16 protein-coding genes and 1 pseudogene are annotated in these 18,867 nt (G+C 50.8%); 12 read left to right on the plus strand and 5 right to left on the minus strand.

Annotated features, from left to right (window positions below):
* Positions 1-407: 407 nt before the first annotated feature.
* The 3 genes from R3F50_19085 (at position 408) to R3F50_19095 (ending at position 2,655) form a co-directional block, all read left to right on the plus strand.
* Complete coding sequence (locus R3F50_19085) at positions 408-1,118, plus strand: outer membrane beta-barrel protein (protein ID MEZ5492393.1); 711 nt, start codon at positions 408-410, stop codon at positions 1,116-1,118.
* Between the two features lie 140 nt (positions 1,119-1,258).
* Positions 1,259-1,654, plus strand: coding sequence for a PA2779 family protein (locus tag R3F50_19090; GenBank protein ID MEZ5492394.1), 396 nt, complete (start codon positions 1,259-1,261; stop codon positions 1,652-1,654).
* Between the two features lie 26 nt (positions 1,655-1,680).
* Positions 1,681-2,655: a PA2778 family cysteine peptidase gene (locus tag R3F50_19095; protein MEZ5492395.1), complete on the plus strand. Its 975-nt coding sequence runs from the start codon at positions 1,681-1,683 to the stop codon at positions 2,653-2,655.
* 452 nt (positions 2,656-3,107) lie between these two features.
* On the opposite strand, the gene R3F50_19100 is transcribed toward R3F50_19095, so the two are convergent.
* The gene (locus tag R3F50_19100; protein MEZ5492396.1) at positions 3,108-3,437 is read right to left on the minus strand and encodes a hypothetical protein; all 330 of its coding nucleotides are present in this window, start codon (positions 3,435-3,437) and stop codon (positions 3,108-3,110) included.
* Between the two features lie 817 nt (positions 3,438-4,254).
* Between R3F50_19100 and R3F50_19105 the strand changes: the two genes are divergently transcribed.
* From R3F50_19105 to R3F50_19115, 3 genes are all read left to right on the plus strand, one after another.
* Positions 4,255-5,583, plus strand: coding sequence for a DUF2254 domain-containing protein (locus R3F50_19105; GenBank protein MEZ5492397.1), 1,329 nt, complete (start codon positions 4,255-4,257; stop codon positions 5,581-5,583).
* Between the two features lie 531 nt (positions 5,584-6,114).
* Entirely contained in the window at positions 6,115-6,315 is a 201-nt protein-coding gene (locus R3F50_19110; protein ID MEZ5492398.1) for a hypothetical protein, read from the plus strand.
* On the plus strand, positions 6,312-6,434 hold the full coding sequence (locus R3F50_19115) for a hypothetical protein (GenBank protein MEZ5492399.1): 123 nt from the start codon (positions 6,312-6,314) through the stop codon (positions 6,432-6,434). The genes R3F50_19110 and R3F50_19115 overlap by 4 nt, the downstream gene beginning before the upstream one ends.
* A gap of 286 nt (positions 6,435-6,720) precedes the next feature.
* Here the strand turns inward: R3F50_19115 and R3F50_19120 are convergent, their stop codons facing one another.
* Entirely contained in the window at positions 6,721-7,413 is a 693-nt protein-coding gene (locus tag R3F50_19120; GenBank protein MEZ5492400.1) for an endonuclease/exonuclease/phosphatase family protein, read from the minus strand.
* 11 nt (positions 7,414-7,424) lie between these two features.
* The gene (locus tag R3F50_19125) at positions 7,425-9,533 is read right to left on the minus strand and encodes a VTT domain-containing protein (GenBank protein MEZ5492401.1); all 2,109 of its coding nucleotides are present in this window, start codon (positions 9,531-9,533) and stop codon (positions 7,425-7,427) included.
* A 719-nt stretch (positions 9,534-10,252) separates the two neighbouring features.
* Here R3F50_19125 and R3F50_19130 point away from each other — a divergent pair.
* The 4 genes and pseudogenes from R3F50_19130 to R3F50_19145 all read left to right on the plus strand — a co-directional run bounded on the left by R3F50_19130 (position 10,253) and on the right by R3F50_19145 (position 14,543).
* Complete coding sequence (locus tag R3F50_19130; GenBank protein ID MEZ5492402.1) at positions 10,253-10,504, plus strand: CsbD family protein; 252 nt, start codon at positions 10,253-10,255, stop codon at positions 10,502-10,504.
* Between the two features lie 219 nt (positions 10,505-10,723).
* A pseudogene (locus tag R3F50_19135) lies at positions 10,724-11,803 on the plus strand (IS5 family transposase).
* A 537-nt stretch (positions 11,804-12,340) separates the two neighbouring features.
* Complete coding sequence (locus tag R3F50_19140; protein ID MEZ5492403.1) at positions 12,341-13,555, plus strand: permease; 1,215 nt, start codon at positions 12,341-12,343, stop codon at positions 13,553-13,555.
* A gap of 670 nt (positions 13,556-14,225) precedes the next feature.
* Complete coding sequence (locus R3F50_19145) at positions 14,226-14,543, plus strand: hypothetical protein (protein MEZ5492404.1); 318 nt, start codon at positions 14,226-14,228, stop codon at positions 14,541-14,543.
* A 148-nt stretch (positions 14,544-14,691) separates the two neighbouring features.
* Here the strand turns inward: R3F50_19145 and R3F50_19150 are convergent, their stop codons facing one another.
* Both R3F50_19150 and R3F50_19155 read right to left on the minus strand, forming a co-directional pair.
* A complete protein-coding gene (locus tag R3F50_19150) occupies positions 14,692-15,123 on the minus strand; it encodes a CBS domain-containing protein (protein ID MEZ5492405.1) in 432 nt (143 codons plus the stop codon).
* Positions 15,124-15,796: 673 nt separating this feature from the next.
* Positions 15,797-15,952 (minus strand): hypothetical protein, encoded by a 156-nt coding sequence (locus R3F50_19155; protein ID MEZ5492406.1) that lies wholly within the window; start codon positions 15,950-15,952, stop codon positions 15,797-15,799.
* A 483-nt stretch (positions 15,953-16,435) separates the two neighbouring features.
* Between R3F50_19155 and R3F50_19160 the strand changes: the two genes are divergently transcribed.
* Together R3F50_19160 and R3F50_19165 are read left to right on the plus strand one after the other, a co-directional pair.
* Positions 16,436-16,579, plus strand: coding sequence for a hypothetical protein (locus tag R3F50_19160; GenBank protein MEZ5492407.1), 144 nt, complete (start codon positions 16,436-16,438; stop codon positions 16,577-16,579).
* A 250-nt stretch (positions 16,580-16,829) separates the two neighbouring features.
* A complete protein-coding gene (locus tag R3F50_19165; GenBank protein MEZ5492408.1) occupies positions 16,830-18,704 on the plus strand; it encodes an SEC-C domain-containing protein in 1,875 nt (624 codons plus the stop codon).
* Positions 18,705-18,867: the final 163 nt, after the last annotated feature.

Consider the following 18,867-nt stretch of genomic DNA (forward strand, 5'->3'; position numbering starts at 1 on the left):
AGAGGCCGACAGGTGTCTGCGCCCTCTCCTTCCGAAGAGGACGGAGCAACAAATAAAGCCAAGGAGCCTCTCATTTATTACCACAACGCTCTGCGGGAGTCTGTCGGGCGCTACAGTCACACGTCGTGCGCAGGGAAGGGTCATTCCCCTGCCTGGCGCGACATCGATGCAGTGGCGCCCGACAGGCCCCGCCCGAAGGGGCTTTCAGACAAGCCCGCTGGTTTCGCTGCACTGCCTTGACAGGCCGACGCATGCCGGCGTCCATGCGCCTTGCCAGCGAACTCCTCTGCAGGCCAGAGCATTGTGGTAATTAATCAGAAGCTCCCTGAAGTAGTTGCGTCAGACATCCTGGCAGCCACCCAACCGCACCAGACAGGTTAACCTGGAGGTTAACAAGGAAAGGCATTATGCCATTACGAAGAACTGCTCTTTGCAGCTTACTGGCACTGAGTCTGATACCCGCTGCCGCCCAGGCGGCCGAGGAAATCAGCTACAGCTTTTTAGAAATTGACTACATCGCCCAGGACATCGATGGAAACGGTGAAGGCAATGTTTTCGACAACTTTGTCGAAGACTTTGAGGACGGAGATGGATACGGATTCAAGGGCTCCATCAGCCTGGGAAGCAATTTTTTTATTTTCGGCAATTACGCCAGAACTGATTCGGAATACACATTTATTGCTGATGATGGACTCTTGATCCCCGACGATCAGGATGTCATCACTTTACGGCTTGGAGGTGGCTTTCATGTCCCGATGTCGACTTCCACGGACCTGGTTGTCCGGGGCGCCTACATGGATGTCGATTTTGGCGATTACAATCTTGGCGCCACTGAAAACAGCGACATCAACAGTGATGACGACCTGGAGGATGCTATTCGAGACCTGAACGACGATAGCAGTGACGGATACTTCGCCGACGTCGGGATACGATCACAGATCACGGATTGGCTTGAACTGGGCGGTGGTGCCCGCTATACAGATCTGGATACAGGCGATGATCTGGCTATCTTTGGTAACGCCCTGGTTGAAACAGGTGGGAATTTTGGAATCAGCATCGGCGCGGATTTTTATGACGATCTGACCACTTATGCAATTGGCCTGCGCTACTCATTTTAGGGAACCTCCGATTAATTAGGTTTCACGACTCTTGATAGACATAAAACCGGGACCGTACCGACTTTAAAGAGTCAGCTGATCCCATTTCCGTATCAGCTCAGCGCAGCTAAGGTAAACCACAAAAAGAGGAGATTTTAACTATGAAACTTACTAACCAGAAGCGACTAAAGACCGCATCGGCTTTCATGCTTGTCGCCTGCATTATCATAACGGGTGTGCGCGTTCCCATGGCCGCCGCTGATATCGTCACTTCCACTCAACTGGCAGAGCAGACACAGATTTCCGAGCAGCGCGACCGGGTCAATAGCCTTCTGGCTCGAACCGATGTTATGGCGCAACTATCCCAACTTGGCGTAAATCCGACCGATCTGAAGCAGCGTGTCGACGTACTAACGGATCAGGAAGTCAGAGAACTGCAGCAACGAATAGATGAGCTTCCGGCCGGGGGCAGCATCCTGGGTGTCGCGATTGGCTTGATCGTGATTTTTCTACTGCTGGATATGGCCGGAGCAACAGACGTCTTTCCTGATGTCTGACAGTCGTATAAGCGTCACAGCAAGTCATGCAACGGAAAATACGCAATCGCCTGACGGCCCTGTTATTCGCAGGGCTGCTCTGTGCCTGCCATGCTACGCCGCAAACCGACAGCCTCGATAGAGATTGGCCGGAGCTATTGGCAGATTCTTCCACGATTGACGAATTGCCTTTCTTCCCCCAGGAACAATACCAGTGTGGACCAGCAGCACTGGCTACAGTCCTAAACGCAAGTGGGTTGGCAGTCCTGCCGGAAGATCTTGTGAGTCAGGTATACGTACCCGGCCGCCGTGGTAGTTTTCAGGCTGAAATGGCAGCGACGGCGCGAACTAGGGGCAGAATCGCTTATCAACTACAACCGCACCTGTCGGTACTCTTCCGTGAGGTGAGCGCCGGGAATCCGGTGCTGGTTCTGCAAAACCTCGGACTCGAGAGCCTTCCGAAATGGCATTTCGCCGTACTGAAAGGCTATGATCGCGCCAGTAATCAGGTTATCCTGAACTCGGGCGTTACGGAAAATTACCGTGTCCGATTGCGAATTTTTGAGCGAACCTGGACTCGAGCTGATCGCTGGGCCGTCACGACTACATCACCGGACACGCTACCTGCGACCGCCGAGCCTGATAAGTATTTCCAGAGCCTGGTTGACCTGGAACACAGTAACTCCGACTTTGACACTTTGTATTTTGCTTACCAGCATTCCTTGGAAAAATGGCCTACACATAGAGAATTACTGATGGGGCAAGGTAATTTATTGCTCCGGAATGGCCTGCACCGGCTGGCTATCAGCAGCTATCGCACTCTGTTGGTCGCGCATCCAAAGTTCGGTCCAGCACACAACAACCTCGCGCACAGTCTGGTTAAGACTGGACAATTCGATGCAGCCAGAAAACATGCTCTGATTGCAATCCAGTTTAGTGATCAGTATGTGGAGATTTACAGAAGAACCCTGATGGAAATTTCAACACTCGAGTCAAGCGGCTCTCACCAGCCCAATTTCTGACAAAATGAAATGGGATTTTGTCAGGTTGACATCGCCCCTTATTTTTCACCTGGTCTACTCGACTCCTTAACGGTACTTAGCAATAAACGATAGTCTGCCGAACATATCCTATGTCTCTTCTTTGAACGACTCAAGCCGCTCTATCCCGGGCTACCAAGTTAAGGACAAGCCGCGTGCCAGAAATAGAGATCCTATCTGAGAAGATCTGTTAGTCGTTCCAGAACCCTTCCCATTACGCTTTCCTACCAGCAAATGCAAAACAGGCTCGAACAGCTCAGGGCACCGATAGACATGGCCCGGTCGGTGATACGGAAGCCGCAGTACTGGCTGGACAATACCGCCGCATCCAACTTGCTGAGTCAAAAAACCCCCGCGAAGCGAGGGTTAAAGGGCTTTTCAGCCCTGGGGACCGACGCGCCCTCCCTGGCATCGAAAGCAACAAAGGCGCAGAATCAGTTGCCGGCCTGTGCGTTATGTTGCAACAGCTGCACAATAATATGGTAGTCAGATTCGTCGACAGCCGATGCGTCATCGCCGTCGTTTCCCGGGGTGAGATTCAGGCCGGCAATAGAGTTTTCTGCTTCGCCCCTGCTGACAACACCATCGTCGTTAGCATCGTTGATGTTAGCACCAGGCAGTGCTTCAGCGGCCTCGTCAGCGTTCAGCACACCGTTGTCATTATTGTCTGCATCCTTAAAACTGGCTATTTCTTCCTGTTGCGCCAAGACTGGAAATGCAGCAGCTAAAGCCAGCGGTAAGATTGATTTAATCAGTGTTTTCATGTCACTCCTCCATATTTCGAATTGGAAAATTAATTCCGGGTCGTTTAAATAGTGGGATCTGACCCTTGTAGAAGCAGGAGCAAACGTCGTGCCACTTTACAGACCGGCCTGGAGGCCGCATCATCAGAACACCCTGAAAAAGAAGCGGAGATTCCGGTCCCCCGAACCTGTCGTCAAAACCCATCATTTTGATGCGTATCTCGCTAACTCTTTGGAATACGGGTATTTGTATGTCGGGTGAAACCAACACGGGCGAAGAACGATGGGTGCTGCAGGACCCGGCTCATTATTGACCCCGAGCCTCAAGGCATTATAAGTTCAGGCTGGCGAAGCGGGAGCACTGACAGAGGGAAACTTGGTGTCGGACTTCAAAACAAGACCAAGGACACGCGCAGCAGACCCTTCGCATATGCGAATTCTGGAAAAGAAACCTGCACGAGTGGCAACATATTTTAAAAACGAGAAGACCCGATATGCAGCTTGGCAGATATATTTTTTACCGGGATAATAGTGCCGTCTGCGTTTTTAGCAGGGTCGCCGGGCTTGAGGAGCTAGTTGTCGATGAAAAACTTATGGTTCTCCAGAAGTCCCGATAGATGCTCTGCTGGTAGTCGGTCGCCTATCATCTAGCTCGGCAACGGCATACTTCGGAGATACCGCCAATTCTTCCTATCGGCTGTTTCGTGATAACCTTTCTACAATTCGGCGGCAGTCCGGCAATAACTGATATACCGGCACTATAATTCTGGCCTCCCGTCCCTGCGGCAGGCAAAGCCGAATCACCTAATTCAATGCTGCTACAGGATAAGAATTCAGCGTGTTATCTTCCATTAAAGTGAGAAGCAGGAATCTTTGGGAGCGTCTCAGCACCAGTTTCTGGCTTATTCCCTCGCTGATGTCCCTGGCGGCAATCACCTTGTTCGGGATCATTACTTATATGGATCGGCAGTTCACGCTGCCCTCTCCATTCATACTCAATTTTTTCGAACCGGTTGGCGGCAGCGGCGCCCGGGTGATTCTATCCACGATAGCCGGCTCCACAATTACTATTGTCGGCACGGTATTTTCCATCACGATACTGACCTTGACACTGGCATCCAACCAGTTCGGACCACGACTCCTGAAAAACTTTATACGCAGCAGGGGCAATCAGTTTGTTCTGGGCAGCCTGATTGCGACTTTTATTTTCGCATTGTGTGTGCTCACCACAATCCAGCCACAGAACAAACCGGAATTCGTTCCCAGGCTGGCTGTCGATATCGCTGTTGTCCTGGCCCTGGTCAATGTCGGAATACTCATTTACTTTATCCACCACGTTGCTGTTTCCATTCAGGCAGACAATGTAATTCGTGAGGTAACGACAACGTTACTGGCCCAGATTGAGACATCCATGCCTGAAATGGCAGACAGAGAGACCAGTGACTCCGTTCCCTCAGGGACAGAGAAGAACTGGAATTCCAGCGACACTCTGGAACTTGTATCCAAGGACTGGGGCTATATTCAGGCACTGGAGCGAGGAACCTTGCTGAGCGTGGCCTGTAAGTTCAATCTTGTCATCGAAGTTCTTGAAAGGCCCGGTGCCTATGTATCCCAGGGACAGGTGCTTGGACGAGTAAATGCGCTGGAAAAACTCGACGACAAGGTTCTGCAACGCCTTGTCCGAGCATTTGTCATTGGCAATCAGCGGTCGCCAGAGCAGGACCTTGAGTATGCAATTCACCAGTTGGTGGAAGTTGCGGTGCGCGCCCTGTCCCCCGGCATTAATGACCCCTATACAGCTATGGCCTGTATCGACCATCTTGGCAGTGCTTTCTCGCTAATTGCGAGACGCCGCTGTCCTGCTGACAGGCTGCTTGACGACAAAGGCTATCTGCGCGTCACCCTGCCTGCCTTTTCGTTTGAGAGAGCCGTATCCGCTGGCCTGAACCAGGTCAGACAACATGCTGCCGGCAACGCAGCCGTGTTAATAAGAATTCTGGAGGTATTGAAAACGGTTCTGGACAATACCGGCGACAGCGCCCATCAGAAAATCCTGCAGCACCATGCCAAAATTGTTATGGATACTGCCCAGTCAACTATTGCACAGGAAGCGGATCGGGAAGATGCCAGGATACGCTGGAAGCAATTCGAAACCTCAAACGATTGAAGGCAAATTAGAAGCGGGGACAGACTCATTGCGGATGCACGGGCTTTTTATTTATAAGAGGAGTGAAACAATGAAGGAATTCATCAGGAATCTACTGCCCGGTCTATCAGTATTGTTGCCTATAATGCTTTCCGTTCATTTTCTGATCTGGCTTGGGGTTACAATCGAATAATAGCTGAAGGCTGCTCTGTTGCTAATTTTGCCCGAATCTCTATACTTTTCAGGCCTGGCGACAGGAGGCTTTATCCTGCTGGCAGCGTTGATCGGCTATTCGACCCGGCTTAACCTGGTTAACCGATTCTGGTCGACGCCCGGAAAGATGCTCGAGCGACTTCCACTGGTCAATTACCCCAATCATTGCATAAATTGTTGAGGTCAGGAGCTTTCAGAGTAGTATTTCCAGCGTCGCACGGAGATTTTTATGGATTGAGCGTAGCCACTCTACGTGATATCCAGAAAAATTGAGTACGGCGCCGAAAATGCTGCTATGGAAACAGCGAAGCGGTCCTGGGCCAACAAGTTATGCAATGATTGGGTCTTCTCTACTCCACAATTCAGGATTTCCTGGAGATTGCGCAGGGCAAGAGCTTAAAAGATCGCGCGATGGTTTCTATCGATATTCCTGGTAGCCTGGGCAAGGTCTTTGGCATTCCCACCAAGAAGGCGGGAGACAGCAAAAGTGGATTGTCAGGCATGATGAAAAAAACGAAGTGGCCGTCTATCTCCCAATGAGCTACCAGGCCGGCGGATACATGCTCGTGGTGCCAGAGGAGCGCGTTACGCGCATGGATATCAGCCCGGGTGATGCGCTTCGGGTAATCCTGAGTGCCGGAGTCGGGCAGAAAAACTGAGTTCTGTGCAATGGGTCGTGGTCTGCTCAGCTGTGACGAGATGCCCTTGAGTGTTGCAGTCAGCCAGCGTCAGGCTTTACTGACGAGTGAAAGAAAAAAGTAAACAAATGCGCTCCGCAGCTTAATTGAACCCTTCAATCAACTCCATCTGTCTTGGCGATCACCACCCAGACATGAAGTGCCACCATCAGGGTTGCGAGTCATTGTTTCGCATTCATTACTATGGGAAGCTTTGGGCCATCATTAACCCTTGTCACAGTTTGACAGGTTTATACAGCTGACACTTTCAGGCAATTTCGATCACAATAGGTAAGTGATCGGAGGCGACCAGGCTACTCGGTGTCTTAAAAACCTCCGCTTTGGATATCCTCTCGCTGGGATGTACCCAGATGCGATCAAGAGCAAAAATCGGCCACACAGCAGGGAACGTCGCTTTTGAATGTCCAATTTGAAAATAGGACTTCAACCAGCGCAGTGGGCGTCCCCAGGTAAACCACTCATTCAGATCACCCATCAGAACAGTGTGTGAACACCCGCTCAAAGTTATTAATTGAAGTAAGCGTTTGACCTGCTGACGCCTTTCATTAGGACTGAGCCCCAAATGTGTCGCCAGCACCTGCCATTTCTGACTCCTATATTCAATGATGGCCTCAATCGCTCCTCGAGGTTCTCTTGTAGGATGGGAAATATCATGCAGCTTCACTTCTTCTACTGAGCAGCGAATTAATATGGCATTTCCATAATGGTCGCCGGTTTTGCGCCTAAATGTCGGCCCGAAAATCAATCGGTAGCCATTGGAGTCGGCAAATTCATCCAAAAGTATCTTACTGTCCCGATCACTTGAAGACACTTCCTGCAAAGCCACAACGTCAGCGCTGATATCCTTCACAACACTCAGTGCTTCGAAAGGATCATGTTTTCCGTACCGCGTTACAAAGCCATGCACATTGTAACTGGAAAGCCTGAGTGAGGATTGCATATCGAGAGAGGCTAGAGACGATTTTTAAACTTTAACAACCAGTGACGCATCGCAACGGTAAGTATTCCCAATGCAGCAAGAAGAAGTGCCACAAGAATAAGGTGATAGGCACTGGGTTCCGACGCGGCTCGAATCACACCATCTGTGAGTATGGCCAGCGCGACCGTCCCGGGAATCAAGCCGATAATTGAGCCGACGGTAAAATCCCGCAGGTTGATGTGCGAGGCGCCAGCCACCATATTGATAATCACGAAAGGTGCTATGGGAATCAGTCGCACGATCACTACAGTCATAACACCCTGTTTTGAAAGCTGCCTGCTGACCTGATTCAGCTTTCTGCCGGCTATTTTACGGGTAAATTCCTGACCAAGGGATTGACCAGCGACATAGCCAAGCACTGCACAGGACACGGAGCCTAGAAAGCCATACACCGCGCCCTCTATACTGCCAAACACCAGCATGATTGCCACGATAAGCAGCGTAATGGGAATCGCGATTAACCCACCGATCGCGACTGTCGCTACAGCAACCGCTGGACCGTAAAGTGTCGAATTCAGCCATTCTATTTCACTGACCAGTTTACCTACCTCGATCCACTCTGATAATGGTGTCCAGCGCCAGATTACGAACAGAGCCAGTAAGGTCAGCAGTACAAGACCGCCCAACATTAATCTGCCTGCTGCTGATTTCCGTGCCTCGTCAGGGACAAGAATCTCACGTAATTGTCCCGCATCCACTGGAGCTTCAGGATCGACCAGGGCCTTGTCGGGCACATTTCTGTTGACCTGCTCTGAAACCTTTGGCTTGAGAGTGATCAACGTCCTTTCCCCTCCCTGTAACTCTTCGATTACTTTTGTCAACTGAGCGTGCTTTTGCCACTGTGCGTCCAGCTCGCAGGAACTCACAGCCAGGTGCTCTGCAAGGAGCCGGTTGAGAAACGCACGGGCGCGCTCCCCGTTCTCCTTCGGATTCGTCAATGGCGTCAAATCACACTCAGAATCAAGCCCCATAGAACGATTGTTAAGATTGGACGAACCAATGCGCACCATCCTGTCATCGACAATCATGACTTTTGAATGTACGTTTAATGCGTGATCCTCATCGGCGTGGGGAATGCGTGGGTAAAAAATGCGCAGCCGGTCATGCTTATCCGCTTCGCGTAATGTATCTATCATACGGCTGCGAAGCACATCCATGGTGTACTGGGATAACCATCCATTGGTGTTATAAGGGGTAACGACCACTATAACTGGCCCCGAACTCTTCATTAACGAGCTCTTGAGTGCATTGCCAAATTTATCAGCCGTAAGATACTGATTTTCTATATAAATGTACTCTTCCGCAGCATCAATCATATCCAGAAATAACTGTTCTACATGACGACTTTCAGGTTGTAATTTGCTTTCAGGCTGAGTAAGACTTATCCCAATCTCGCAATTGATAAAATCCGCGTCGACAGATTCCAGCCACAGCATCCATGGCGACGGTCGCGCCAGCTGCTGGCCGGTGGCCTCGTTCCAGCGTGAGCGCACCAGATCTCCAAGCGCTTTGGCGCAATCACCATTAACCATTACCTGCACGTCGTGATAGGGCCTGGGTATATTACCTTCTCCCTCATCACATCGCCGTTTGTCGTTAACAGCGTGAGCCGGTGTGTCCCAGCGACCGAATGTCAGATCGAGCCCTCCTGAAAATGCCAGACTGTCGTCGATTACTGCGACTTTCTGATGATGGCTGGCACCAAAGACACCAGTAGTCTGCATTATGAAATGTATTCGAGAATGGGTACTATGCTTGAGTTTATATTCTGCCAGCCACTCCCGGTCAAGCGCCAGAAGCGGTGAGTAGTCCCAGGCAATAATATAGATTTCAAGTTTTGGATTGCGTTCAACCAGTGCGTTGAGAAACTCTCGCAATTGCTCCGGCAGGTTATCCTGTGGCTTGTCCCGTACTAATCTAAAACGACTGTTTATATCCCAGCCAAGAATATAAATTGTTTCTTTTGCAGCCAGCATAGCTTTACGCAAGGCAGAAAAGTAAGCCTCGCCATCAACCAGGCAGGACGCTTTTTCTGCGTACGTTTCACGCCAGCAATTTTCACCTTGGGAGAATAAAACCATCTTAGTAGCAATCCTAACCGATTTAGCAAACTGAATCTAATCAAGGAAACTATAGGCATACTGATTGGCATGATTAAGAAAATTACCCGGACTTAAAGTAGCTGAAAGCCCCAATCCTCGTTATTAAAATCACGCACGATACTGACCGTTCCCGTGCTGCCGGCAATCGCAGCTCTAAGCTTACTACCACCCCTGAGCAATTATTTTTATGAAGACCGGCTTACCGCACTGCCAGAATATTCCGGAACCGCTAGAACTGTAGATGTGGATTGACCAGGGTGACCTGGTAGATTAGAAAATTGCATTGAATATTCAGCGTATGAAGATCTAATCAGGTCAGGCGAGTAAGGAGATTTTTACACCCAACCCTCCCCGTCAAAGCAGATCGTTGCCATACAAGCCAACGCTATCAGTCTCGACTAACCGAAAAAACCTAAATAATCTCTGATTAACGAAACCATGATATCCATGTCTATGCGAGAGGCAAGGCGCTCGGAAGGGGGCAATTTAAGCTGATGCGGAATTAGCGAGGTTTTTCGGTGATCGAGCACTTCAATTCTCTATAAAAGACAATAGACCGAATTTGATATTTTTCATACTAACCAGTAATTTTTGCCGACTTAGAATATCGAACCGTTCAATCTCAGTTAGAAACTTTACTCAAAACGTGCAGTGAATCCGCTAAATAGACTCTGCAACGGAGCCGACTGTAACCTGGCATGAATTTAGCAGCTTCGTTGTTGAAGCAAAATCCAAAGGAGAGTGCAAAAGTGCTGAACAGTGACATCATCGAAGGAAAATGGAAGCAGTTAAAAGGAAAAGCGAAGCAGGAATGGGGAAAGCTTACAGACGATGAGCTTGAAAAAATTAACGGTTCCAGCGAAGAACTGGCGGGCCTGATCCAGGAACGCTATGGCCTGTCCCAGGAAGAAGCAAAGAAGGAAGTTGAGGAATGGGCACAGCGCCACTGAACCCCATAGGCGGCTCGAGGCACTGACCGGAACATAAAGCGCCTCAAAGCCTGGGGAGTATTTAGCCAGGGAAGGCAATTACTGCTCGATTTTTAGGGAACCTAGCTCTGAAATCAATGAAACAATTACATAACCCTAGCAGGCTGTTGATTTTATCGCCCGATAATACTGGGCTAGATATAATACGGAAAACTATAGTTCATTGAGGTTATTAAACCAATGCGCGGCGAAGATGTTTTCCAGGAATCCCTTTTTACGACGGTACAGCTGGAATCGTTCGTCCCAGCAGATCACCCACTGCGGCCTATTAAGACACTCATTGATAAAGCGATGAAGAACCTGAACTGGCTCTTTGGCAGCATCTATTGTCACACTGGCCGGGAGTCGATCCCACCGGAGCGTCTCATCAGGGCACAGCTACTGCAAGTACTTTATAGCATTCGCAGTGAGCGGTAGCTGGTTGAGCAAATCAACTATAACCTTCTGTATCGATGGTTTGTAGGCTTAACGATTGATGATACGGTCTGGAATCATTCCACGTTCAGTATCAATCGGGATCGCCTGCTGGAAAACGATGTGATTACTGAGTTGTTCGAGGAAGTGGTTGGTCTGGCCAGAAAGCAACAACTACTATCCGAGGAGCACTTCAGTGTAGACAGCACACTGATTCAAGCATGGGCTTCGCAAAAGAGCTACCGCCGCAAGGATGATGATAGCGATCCTCCAACCGGTCGTGGTCGCAACAGCGAGACTAATTTCCACGGGGAAAGGCGTAGCAACGAGACCCACGAGTCAAAAACAGACGGTGATGCGCGACTGGCTAAGAAAGGGCCTGGCAAAGAAGCCAGGCTCTCTTATATGGGTCATACTGTGATGGAAAACCGGAACGGTCTGATTGTTAAGGCTGCCGCCAGCCATGCTACGGGAAAAGCTGAACGGGAAGTGGCGATAAACTTACTAGCTGAACTCCCGGGAATAAAGAAGCGCACCGTGGGCGCAGACAAGAATTACGACACGGCGGGTTTTGTGTCGGGTTGTCGAGCTATGAAGATTACGCCCCATGTTGCCCGTAATGATAATCGCCCTGGCGGCTCTGCTATCGACGATCGGACCAGTCGGCACACTGGGTACAAGATTAGCCAGCGCAGCCGAAAGCGAGTTGAAGAGCCTTTTGGCTGGGGCAAGTCAGTTGGGCTGATCAGGCAGATGAAAGTGCGTGGTTTATCCAAGGTGAATAGCGTCTTTATGCTGACAATGATCGGGTGGAATCTGACACGTATGAGGGCGTTACAGTGTTAGTTCGCCCTGATGGCCGGGGGTTCCAGTCATGGCGGCTAATAGGGATAAGAAACGGCGATAAAACGTCACTTTAAGCGAAAAAGGCCAGCTTCAAACGATCAGTGTGTTCGAGGCTAGATAAAAATCAACAACCTGCTAGGGAGCCTCAGGCTGATTACCATAATGCTCTGGACTTCAGACGAATCCGCTGGCATTGCTCATTGCCACCGGCATGCGTCGGCATGCAAAGGCAGTGCAACGAAGCCAGCGGGCTTGTCTGAAGGCCCCTCCGGGCGGGGCCTGTCGGGCGCAACTGCGTCGTTGTCGCGCAAGGCAGGGGAGTAATCATTCCCTGCGTACGACGCGTGGTAGTAGCGCCCGACTGATTACTGCTGAGCGTTGTGGTAATCAGTCTGAGGCTCCATAGGTTTCACAATCCTTGATCGAGGCGATCCTGGAACTATTCCGTCAGCAGCATACCAGGCAATATCCTGAGCCCAATACGGTCGTAATATTCGTAAATTACACTAATCATTCAATTTGTTCAGGTGATGGAAAATGCAAGATTTCCTCGAACTGTGGAATTCCGCAGCAACAACTACCGCCGGTCTGTTCTGGATGGCGTTTTGGGCCTTTGGGCTAGGATATCTCATAAGCAGCATGATCCAGGTTTTCGTGACACGCGAGCGCATGCGAAAATACATGGGCGACCCGGGGCCGGCCAGTGTTGGCCTGGGCAGTTTGTTCGGCTTTATTTCCAGCTCCTGTTCATTCGCCGCCTTGTCCACCACCCGTTCTCTGTTTGCCAAGGGTGCTGGACTGGTACCCTCGCTTGCCTTCCTGCTAGCTTCAACCAACCTGGTCATTGAACTGGGTATTGTCATCGCCGTATTTCTAGGCTGGCAGTTTGTGGTAGGCGAATATGTGGGCGGCGCGCTATTGATTCTTTTGATGTGGTTACTGGTTCGTATCAGTTATCCCAGACAATTGATCAAGCATGCCAGGGAAAAAGCGCGCGATTCCGAAGAGCATGATGACAACGACGAATCTCCCGATTGGAAAAAGCTCATCATGAGCCTGGATGGCTGGTGCCAGGTCGGTAACCGTTATGTGATGGAATGGATGATGGTGTGGAAGGACGTTGCCATTGGTTTCACTGTCGCCGGCATAATAGCCGCTTTTGTGCCCCGGGCCTTTTTTGAAGCGCTTTTTATTGGATCCGACCAGGCGGACCCGGGTTTTGTCAGCGTCCTATTGCAGAGCATCGTGGGCCCCATTGCCGCCTTTTTCACTTTCATTGGTTCCATGGGCAATATCCCCCTTGCCGCCGTGCTTTATGAAAACGGTGTCAGCTTCGCCGGCATCATGGCATTTATTTTCAGCGACCTGGTGGTACTGCCGGTACTGCGAATTAAGGCACAGTACTATGGCTGGCGCATGGCCCTGTATATCCTGGCGATCTTCTTCGTCATTCTGGTAACCACGGCGTTAATACTGCACTACGGGTTTGCCTTTTCTGGCGCACTGCCGGATAACGCCAACCCCAGCGTGATGACCGACAGAGAATTCTTTGTCGTTGATTACACGGCTTTTCTGAATCTGGTGTTCCTCATCCTCAGCGGCCTGTTCCTGATTTTACATCTGAAGCTGCACAGCGAGCATGGTCATGGTCATGGTAACGGTGGTAGTGAAAAGGTCTTGATCATTCTGACCTGCATTGCCCTTATTTGGTTAGTGCTGGGTCTGCTGCTACCCATGCTCGGCATGGTTTGAACACCTTGCGGGTCAGATTTTATAATGAAAACCCCCGCCGTTCCCGGCTCCTGCTCCATTCGATCCAAACGACTCAGCCAACCACCCACTGTCAACAAATTGAAACCTTCCAATGACACCACTCCTCCGTCAAGCTACACAAATCTCCAGAAAAAGAGCCCTATCCAATGCACTTTCAACCGCCATGACCGATGGAGTACTCAGTGATAGCGGAACTCTCCAAAAGTGCGCAGAACCGTCCATGTAGCTCGCAATGCGGCCTAACCAAGGCCTGAAGGCCACCTGGGAGAAGAATCCTGAAGTCTGCGAAGTCTTTCAGAAAAGGGCTGGCGCAGCGTAAGAGCAAAATGCGTTAACAGAGGAACTACTCTGGACTGCTGTAGCAAGACTGATGACTGTCCTGCAGTGGAATGCCCCAAAACAGATTTCCGGTATTCTGCTTTCTCCTGTAGAACCGCAATGATTGCGCAATTTTCGACAGTGCGTGATCTGCGTCACAGAAAAAGCATGACATCATGAACACTATGGAACGCTATTGGTTGTATTTCTACAGTCAATGTGAAACGCCGTTCAATAGGTTCCGTCGCCACTCTATGGTTATTCATCAACAGTATCCTGCGAGGGTGGCGGACTATCGAACGTCCAAAAGCCTTTCTTGCAGGAGGTAATCATGTCGAGCTTTTTTGTTGAAAATACCGAGTTACTCAATGGTGATCATGAAGTACACATCGATGGCTGTCATCATATGCCGGCAGAAAGCAACAGAACCTATATAGGGGAGTTTATCCACTATTCCGAGCCGTCCAGGAAGCCAGAAATTTCTTTCCCAGCGCCAATGGCTGCTTCAGCTGTTGCGAACCCTGTCATCAGGTCTTTGGATAAGGTTCCAAATGCCGCCGTCGGCGGGCGTGTTTTTCACAGAGCCCGATTTTCTATGCCTGGAATTCCACCGCTCGGATGGCTCTGGCTGTCGAATCACTCAGCGTAAGCTGCCGCAAAAGGTCAGCGGCGGGCGAGGCGGTAGTGAAATTCTGGTGTGGTGCCAACTTTTCCGGAGCCAGGGCTCCGGAAAAGCTGGCCCGCTGTCGCACTTAACCGATGCGTAAACGGTACCAGGTTTCTCTACCTCCCAAGGTTCAGGCAGCTTCCCTGGTGATCGCTTCAGCAGTCGACCCTGCAAGGCCAGTGTATCCGTTACGCAGAATGTCACCAAGAGATATTATTCCGCAAAGCTGTTTGCTCTTGGGATCATCCAGCACTATGAGTCGATAGACTCCCTGATCGCTCATGCTGGCTGAGGCCTTCTCCAGATCGTCATCGGCGAAACAGTAAAGAACCTTGTTAGTGATCAGCTTGCCGATATTTGTGCTTGCTGGATCGCAGCCCTCGGCTACAGCACGCACCACAATATCACGATCGGTCACAACGCCGATCAGCTTACTGGCCGTCCCATCGTGAACCGGAAGGAAGCCACAGTCCAGCTGGCCCATTTTAACGGCAGTGTCCTGGAGTGTTGTTTCCGGTGATAGTAGTTCTACGTTTTCAGTCATTGCCTCTCGTATTTTCATGTCGATCTCCTTGCTATCGGCAGTACCTGATAGTCTCGTTGTGAATTTTTTCTGCGATATGCCTTTACCTTACGACCCTTGACTGGATAATTCAACCGGGTCAGATACACCACATTTATAAGACAGGCGATGAGGATGCCCGTTATGTATAAGGATTTTCCCTCTAAAATTCTAAAGGTAGCTTAAAGGTTGCTGCCACGGCGCATCTTCGCCGACATTTTTCCATGCAAGGGAGCGAATGATCTGCGCAACAGTTGTGGCGGGCGATTGGGCTGGCTAATCGAGTAGCAGGATACCCTTTATGAAGAAAATCAGGATTTACAAAGGGAAAAGTCAGTGCGGCCATAGAATAGGCTTTTTTGTTACAGGAACTAAATGAGTTGATCTCCGTTAGACAGTATATAGGTGCCTGCCCCCTGTTTAAGGGGTTCGCTGTTTACGAATTTCGTAATAATTTGCCTTTGAGGAGGACACACTATGCCAAAGCATCGTACTCAACCCCACCGCAGAGCGCTGGTCAAAGCGGCCGCTTTTGGCGCATTGGCATGGCCCGGCGTACCGCTTTTAATCTCCCGGTCTTCGGCCCAGGAGAATCAGGGAGACTCCCTGCCACACCTTCGAGAGGATGAGCAAAGGGCACGGGCTCTTGCCTATACACATAATGCGAACTCCGCTACCAGTAGAAGCAATGAGTCGGCTTACTGCCATAATTGCCGCTTCTTTGCCGGAGGTTCCGGTCGATGGGCTGGTTGTGCTCTGTTTCCAGGGCAAGCAGTGAATTCGGACGGATGGTGTCGAAGCTGGGTGGCTTCAGAGTAACGTTATCCATTTAGGGAGCCTCTGATTAACTAGGGAAATGAGAGTAGATTCCTTGTAGTTGCCATTCAACCGATCACAGATAAAAAGCAACAAAAAGTAATGAACAGACAATACGCCTTGGGGATATTCAGCATTGCCCGTCAGCGTTCTCCTGCTTACGTTCACATTTTCTGAGCCAGCGAGCGGAACAGCTGGTCGAGATGACAGCGATAAGCGCGATACATGGCTTTAAGCTCGTGCCAATCGATTCTATCTGATCTGTAGGCGGATTCGCATTACCCAGATCGCCTGTAATTTCAGCGGAGCCTTCTGGCCAATGATTCGTCCTTTTTTTCAAGGCGCTTTTCGTTTCGGGATGGTGAGCGGGTACCTCATGGTTGAGTTCCTCCTGGTGGTCTATGGGCCCCAATCCTACTGGCCTGGTTATTCAATATTCACCGAATGAGTTGAGCTCCAGGCCACTCATAGCGTCCATGATGAGCAGGAGCATGCCATGAGTAACAATATCGAAGCCCTGGATACCGCCACACGAAAAACAGAGGTCATGCCCCATTTATCGGGTCAGGCATTTTTCCTCAAGGTCGGACTTCGCCAATGTAGTGAATTTCATCTGTATAGAAGCCGATTTCCGGAATAAAAGTTAGTGAAAGACATTGAAAGTGAAGCGGCCTCAACATTGCTATTGGCTTGTGCGCTCACTATTTGCAGCTTTCTATTCGAATGCAATCATTTTAAGTAAAAATCGCACCCCGGTCTGAGGGACCTCTGATTAATTAATCAGAGGCCCTTAAGCTATCAGTGCTTTTTCAGTTATGATTGGCCCATGCACTTCGCTCGCACATTGCCCTGCGAAACGTTTGAATTTGTGGAAATAGCCATCTCAGACTATGCGTAACCGCGAACCTCCTGATCTTTTTGCCGCCGAGCAGTCGGGTGATGATGAACTCTGGCTGCTGTTTACTGCAAGCGCCAGAAAATTGGTGAACTCCCCCGACCAACAGTCTTTTCTCGATTGGATCGCCGATGCAGGTCCAGCACTTGCTCCAGGCCTGGCTGCGCAAATCGATCCGCGCACTGGAGCCATTAGCGATGCCTTTCGATCCATCGGTCTGGAGATCTATCGGGCAATGCCACTGCCGGCAAATAACTTCCGCCGCCCCACCATGTCGAAACCGGGACGAAACGAACCCTGTCCCTGCGGCTCCGGGCGCAAGTACAAACAGTGCTGCCAGGCGTCGGAGGGCTTGTTTGATCTTCGCCAATTCAACCTGTTGCCGTTCGTGTTGGACGCCCTGCCGCGCAAGCAAGTTACGACGCTGCCTGACTCCGATGTTGATATCGAGATGGTGGCGGACTCTGCCGGGCAATTGCTGGAGAAAGGTGAAACCAGGAGCGCCGTGCAGCTGCTGGAACCCTGGTTCGGAGCCAAGCGGAAACTCTCCGGCAAGCTTGAGCAACTGTTTGATCAATTGATGGATTGTTATCTGGAGCTGAATAAGTCGCGTAAACGTAAGAGTCTGCTGGAAGACGTGCTGGCACGCGGCGATCGCACCCTCCGTGCCGCGGCGCTGCATCGCAGGGCCAGCATCGAGGCAGACTCCGGTGACTACGCGGCGGCATGGACTACAGTGGAAGAAGCCCGGCGCCTGGACCCGGACAATGTCGCTCTGGCACCGCTGGAAATTACACTGCTCATGACCCAAGGAAACACAAGCCAGGCACAGGAGCGCGCCCGATTCTGGTCAGCCCGACTGCGTCGATCCCCTAATCCGGAGTTCGCCCCGATGATCGAATTCCTGAACGAAGTCGTCAACGATCCAGACAAAGCGATGTCAGGCCTTGCACGCGAAAGGGACCCGGCCTTGGACGTCTTCACCGAATTGCTGCTATCGGCGCCACCAGTCGCTCCACACTATGCGCTGGACGGAGAGAGGGACACCTTCCTCGTCCCTGATCGCCGGCTTATCGCAGTGGAGAAAACCTGGCACCAGGTATTCCCACAGGTCAAGCCGGGGCTGACCGCACTTCACCACCAAGATCCGGGCGTCTGGAATTCAGCGCCTGACTGGTTGCCCATTCTGGAAAGCTCACCCTATGCCTGGCAGAGCTTCGACATTCTTGATGATCTTATTATGGCGGTGGACGCACTGCAGATTCTGGGTCTGGATGTCACATTGAAAGAACCGCTGCTGAATCGCGGTGCAGAGCTGCTGGAAGCAAACCTTGAAGAGTCTGTATCGCAAGACGTCCTGTTACCCTGGGGCTTTCAACAGAACCGCCCGGCTCTGCGCATTTTGGCGCACCAGGCCTTCCTGGCCATGGAGCGACTGATGGACTATTCCGGCGAGCTGGTCACTGCCAGGCCGGCTGAGCTGTTGCTGGCTCTGAACCCAGTCGACAATCACGGATTGCGTGCACCCCTGGCCAGGGCATACATTGCCTGCGGTCAACCGGCAAAAGCCTTGGAACTGTGCGATCGTTACCCTGAAGATTTTTGTGGTATGACCCTTAACCGAATTCTGGCACTGCATCGTCTCGGCCGGCTCGACGAAGCGCTGGAGAGCCTGCGCCTGAGCGCTGACAGCATCCGGGAAGCCGCCAAGATGTTGCTGGCCGCAAATCCCCGGAAACCAAAATTATCAGAATTCAGTGTGACATTAGGTGGGAAAGATGAAGCCTGGTACTACCGCCAGGATCATCTTTCACTTTGGCAGCAACAGGGTGCATTGGATTGGTTGCGGCAGGCACATAAAACTCTTTAGTTGTTGAATTACACGCTCGATTGGCCCATTTCCCGCCCTATTTGCATTGAATAGCTGGCCCGCCAAGCGCTAAGGAATGGCCGAAGATTTTTCGTTGTGGAGCAGGATGATTACAAGCCTAAGAGAGTAAATTTGAAGTTAACTTGTCAATGCCGTTCGACGT

This window comes from Gammaproteobacteria bacterium (genome assembly GCA_041395725.1).
In the GTDB taxonomy this organism is placed as follows: Bacteria; Pseudomonadota; Gammaproteobacteria; order Pseudomonadales; family Pseudohongiellaceae; genus NORP240.

Excerpts from the sequence above, each read along its gene's own strand:
- R3F50_19085 (MEZ5492393.1), top strand. The coding sequence starts at position 408 with ATGCCATTACGAAGAACTGCTCTTTGCAGCTTACTGGCACTGAGTCTG.
- R3F50_19095 (MEZ5492395.1), top strand. The coding sequence starts at position 1,681 with ATGCAACGGAAAATACGCAATCGCCTGACGGCCCTGTTATTCGCAGGG.
- R3F50_19155 (MEZ5492406.1), bottom strand. The coding sequence starts at position 15,952 with ATGGATAACGTTACTCTGAAGCCACCCAGCTTCGACACCATCCGTCCG.
- R3F50_19165 (MEZ5492408.1), top strand. The coding sequence starts at position 16,830 with ATGCGTAACCGCGAACCTCCTGATCTTTTTGCCGCCGAGCAGTCGGGT.
- R3F50_19120 (MEZ5492400.1), bottom strand. The coding sequence starts at position 7,413 with ATGCAATCCTCACTCAGGCTTTCCAGTTACAATGTGCATGGCTTTGTA.
- R3F50_19150 (MEZ5492405.1), bottom strand. The coding sequence starts at position 15,123 with ATGAAAATACGAGAGGCAATGACTGAAAACGTAGAACTACTATCACCG.
- R3F50_19140 (MEZ5492403.1), top strand. The coding sequence starts at position 12,341 with ATGCAAGATTTCCTCGAACTGTGGAATTCCGCAGCAACAACTACCGCC.
- R3F50_19125 (MEZ5492401.1), bottom strand. The coding sequence starts at position 9,533 with ATGGTTTTATTCTCCCAAGGTGAAAATTGCTGGCGTGAAACGTACGCA.
- R3F50_19115 (MEZ5492399.1), top strand. The coding sequence starts at position 6,312 with ATGAGCTACCAGGCCGGCGGATACATGCTCGTGGTGCCAGAGGAGCGC.
- R3F50_19090 (MEZ5492394.1), top strand. The coding sequence starts at position 1,259 with ATGAAACTTACTAACCAGAAGCGACTAAAGACCGCATCGGCTTTCATG.
- R3F50_19160 (MEZ5492407.1), top strand. The coding sequence starts at position 16,436 with ATGAGTAACAATATCGAAGCCCTGGATACCGCCACACGAAAAACAGAG.
- R3F50_19145 (MEZ5492404.1), top strand. The coding sequence starts at position 14,226 with ATGTCGAGCTTTTTTGTTGAAAATACCGAGTTACTCAATGGTGATCAT.
- R3F50_19130 (MEZ5492402.1), top strand. The coding sequence starts at position 10,253 with ATGAATTTAGCAGCTTCGTTGTTGAAGCAAAATCCAAAGGAGAGTGCA.
- R3F50_19100 (MEZ5492396.1), bottom strand. The coding sequence starts at position 3,437 with ATGAAAACACTGATTAAATCAATCTTACCGCTGGCTTTAGCTGCTGCA.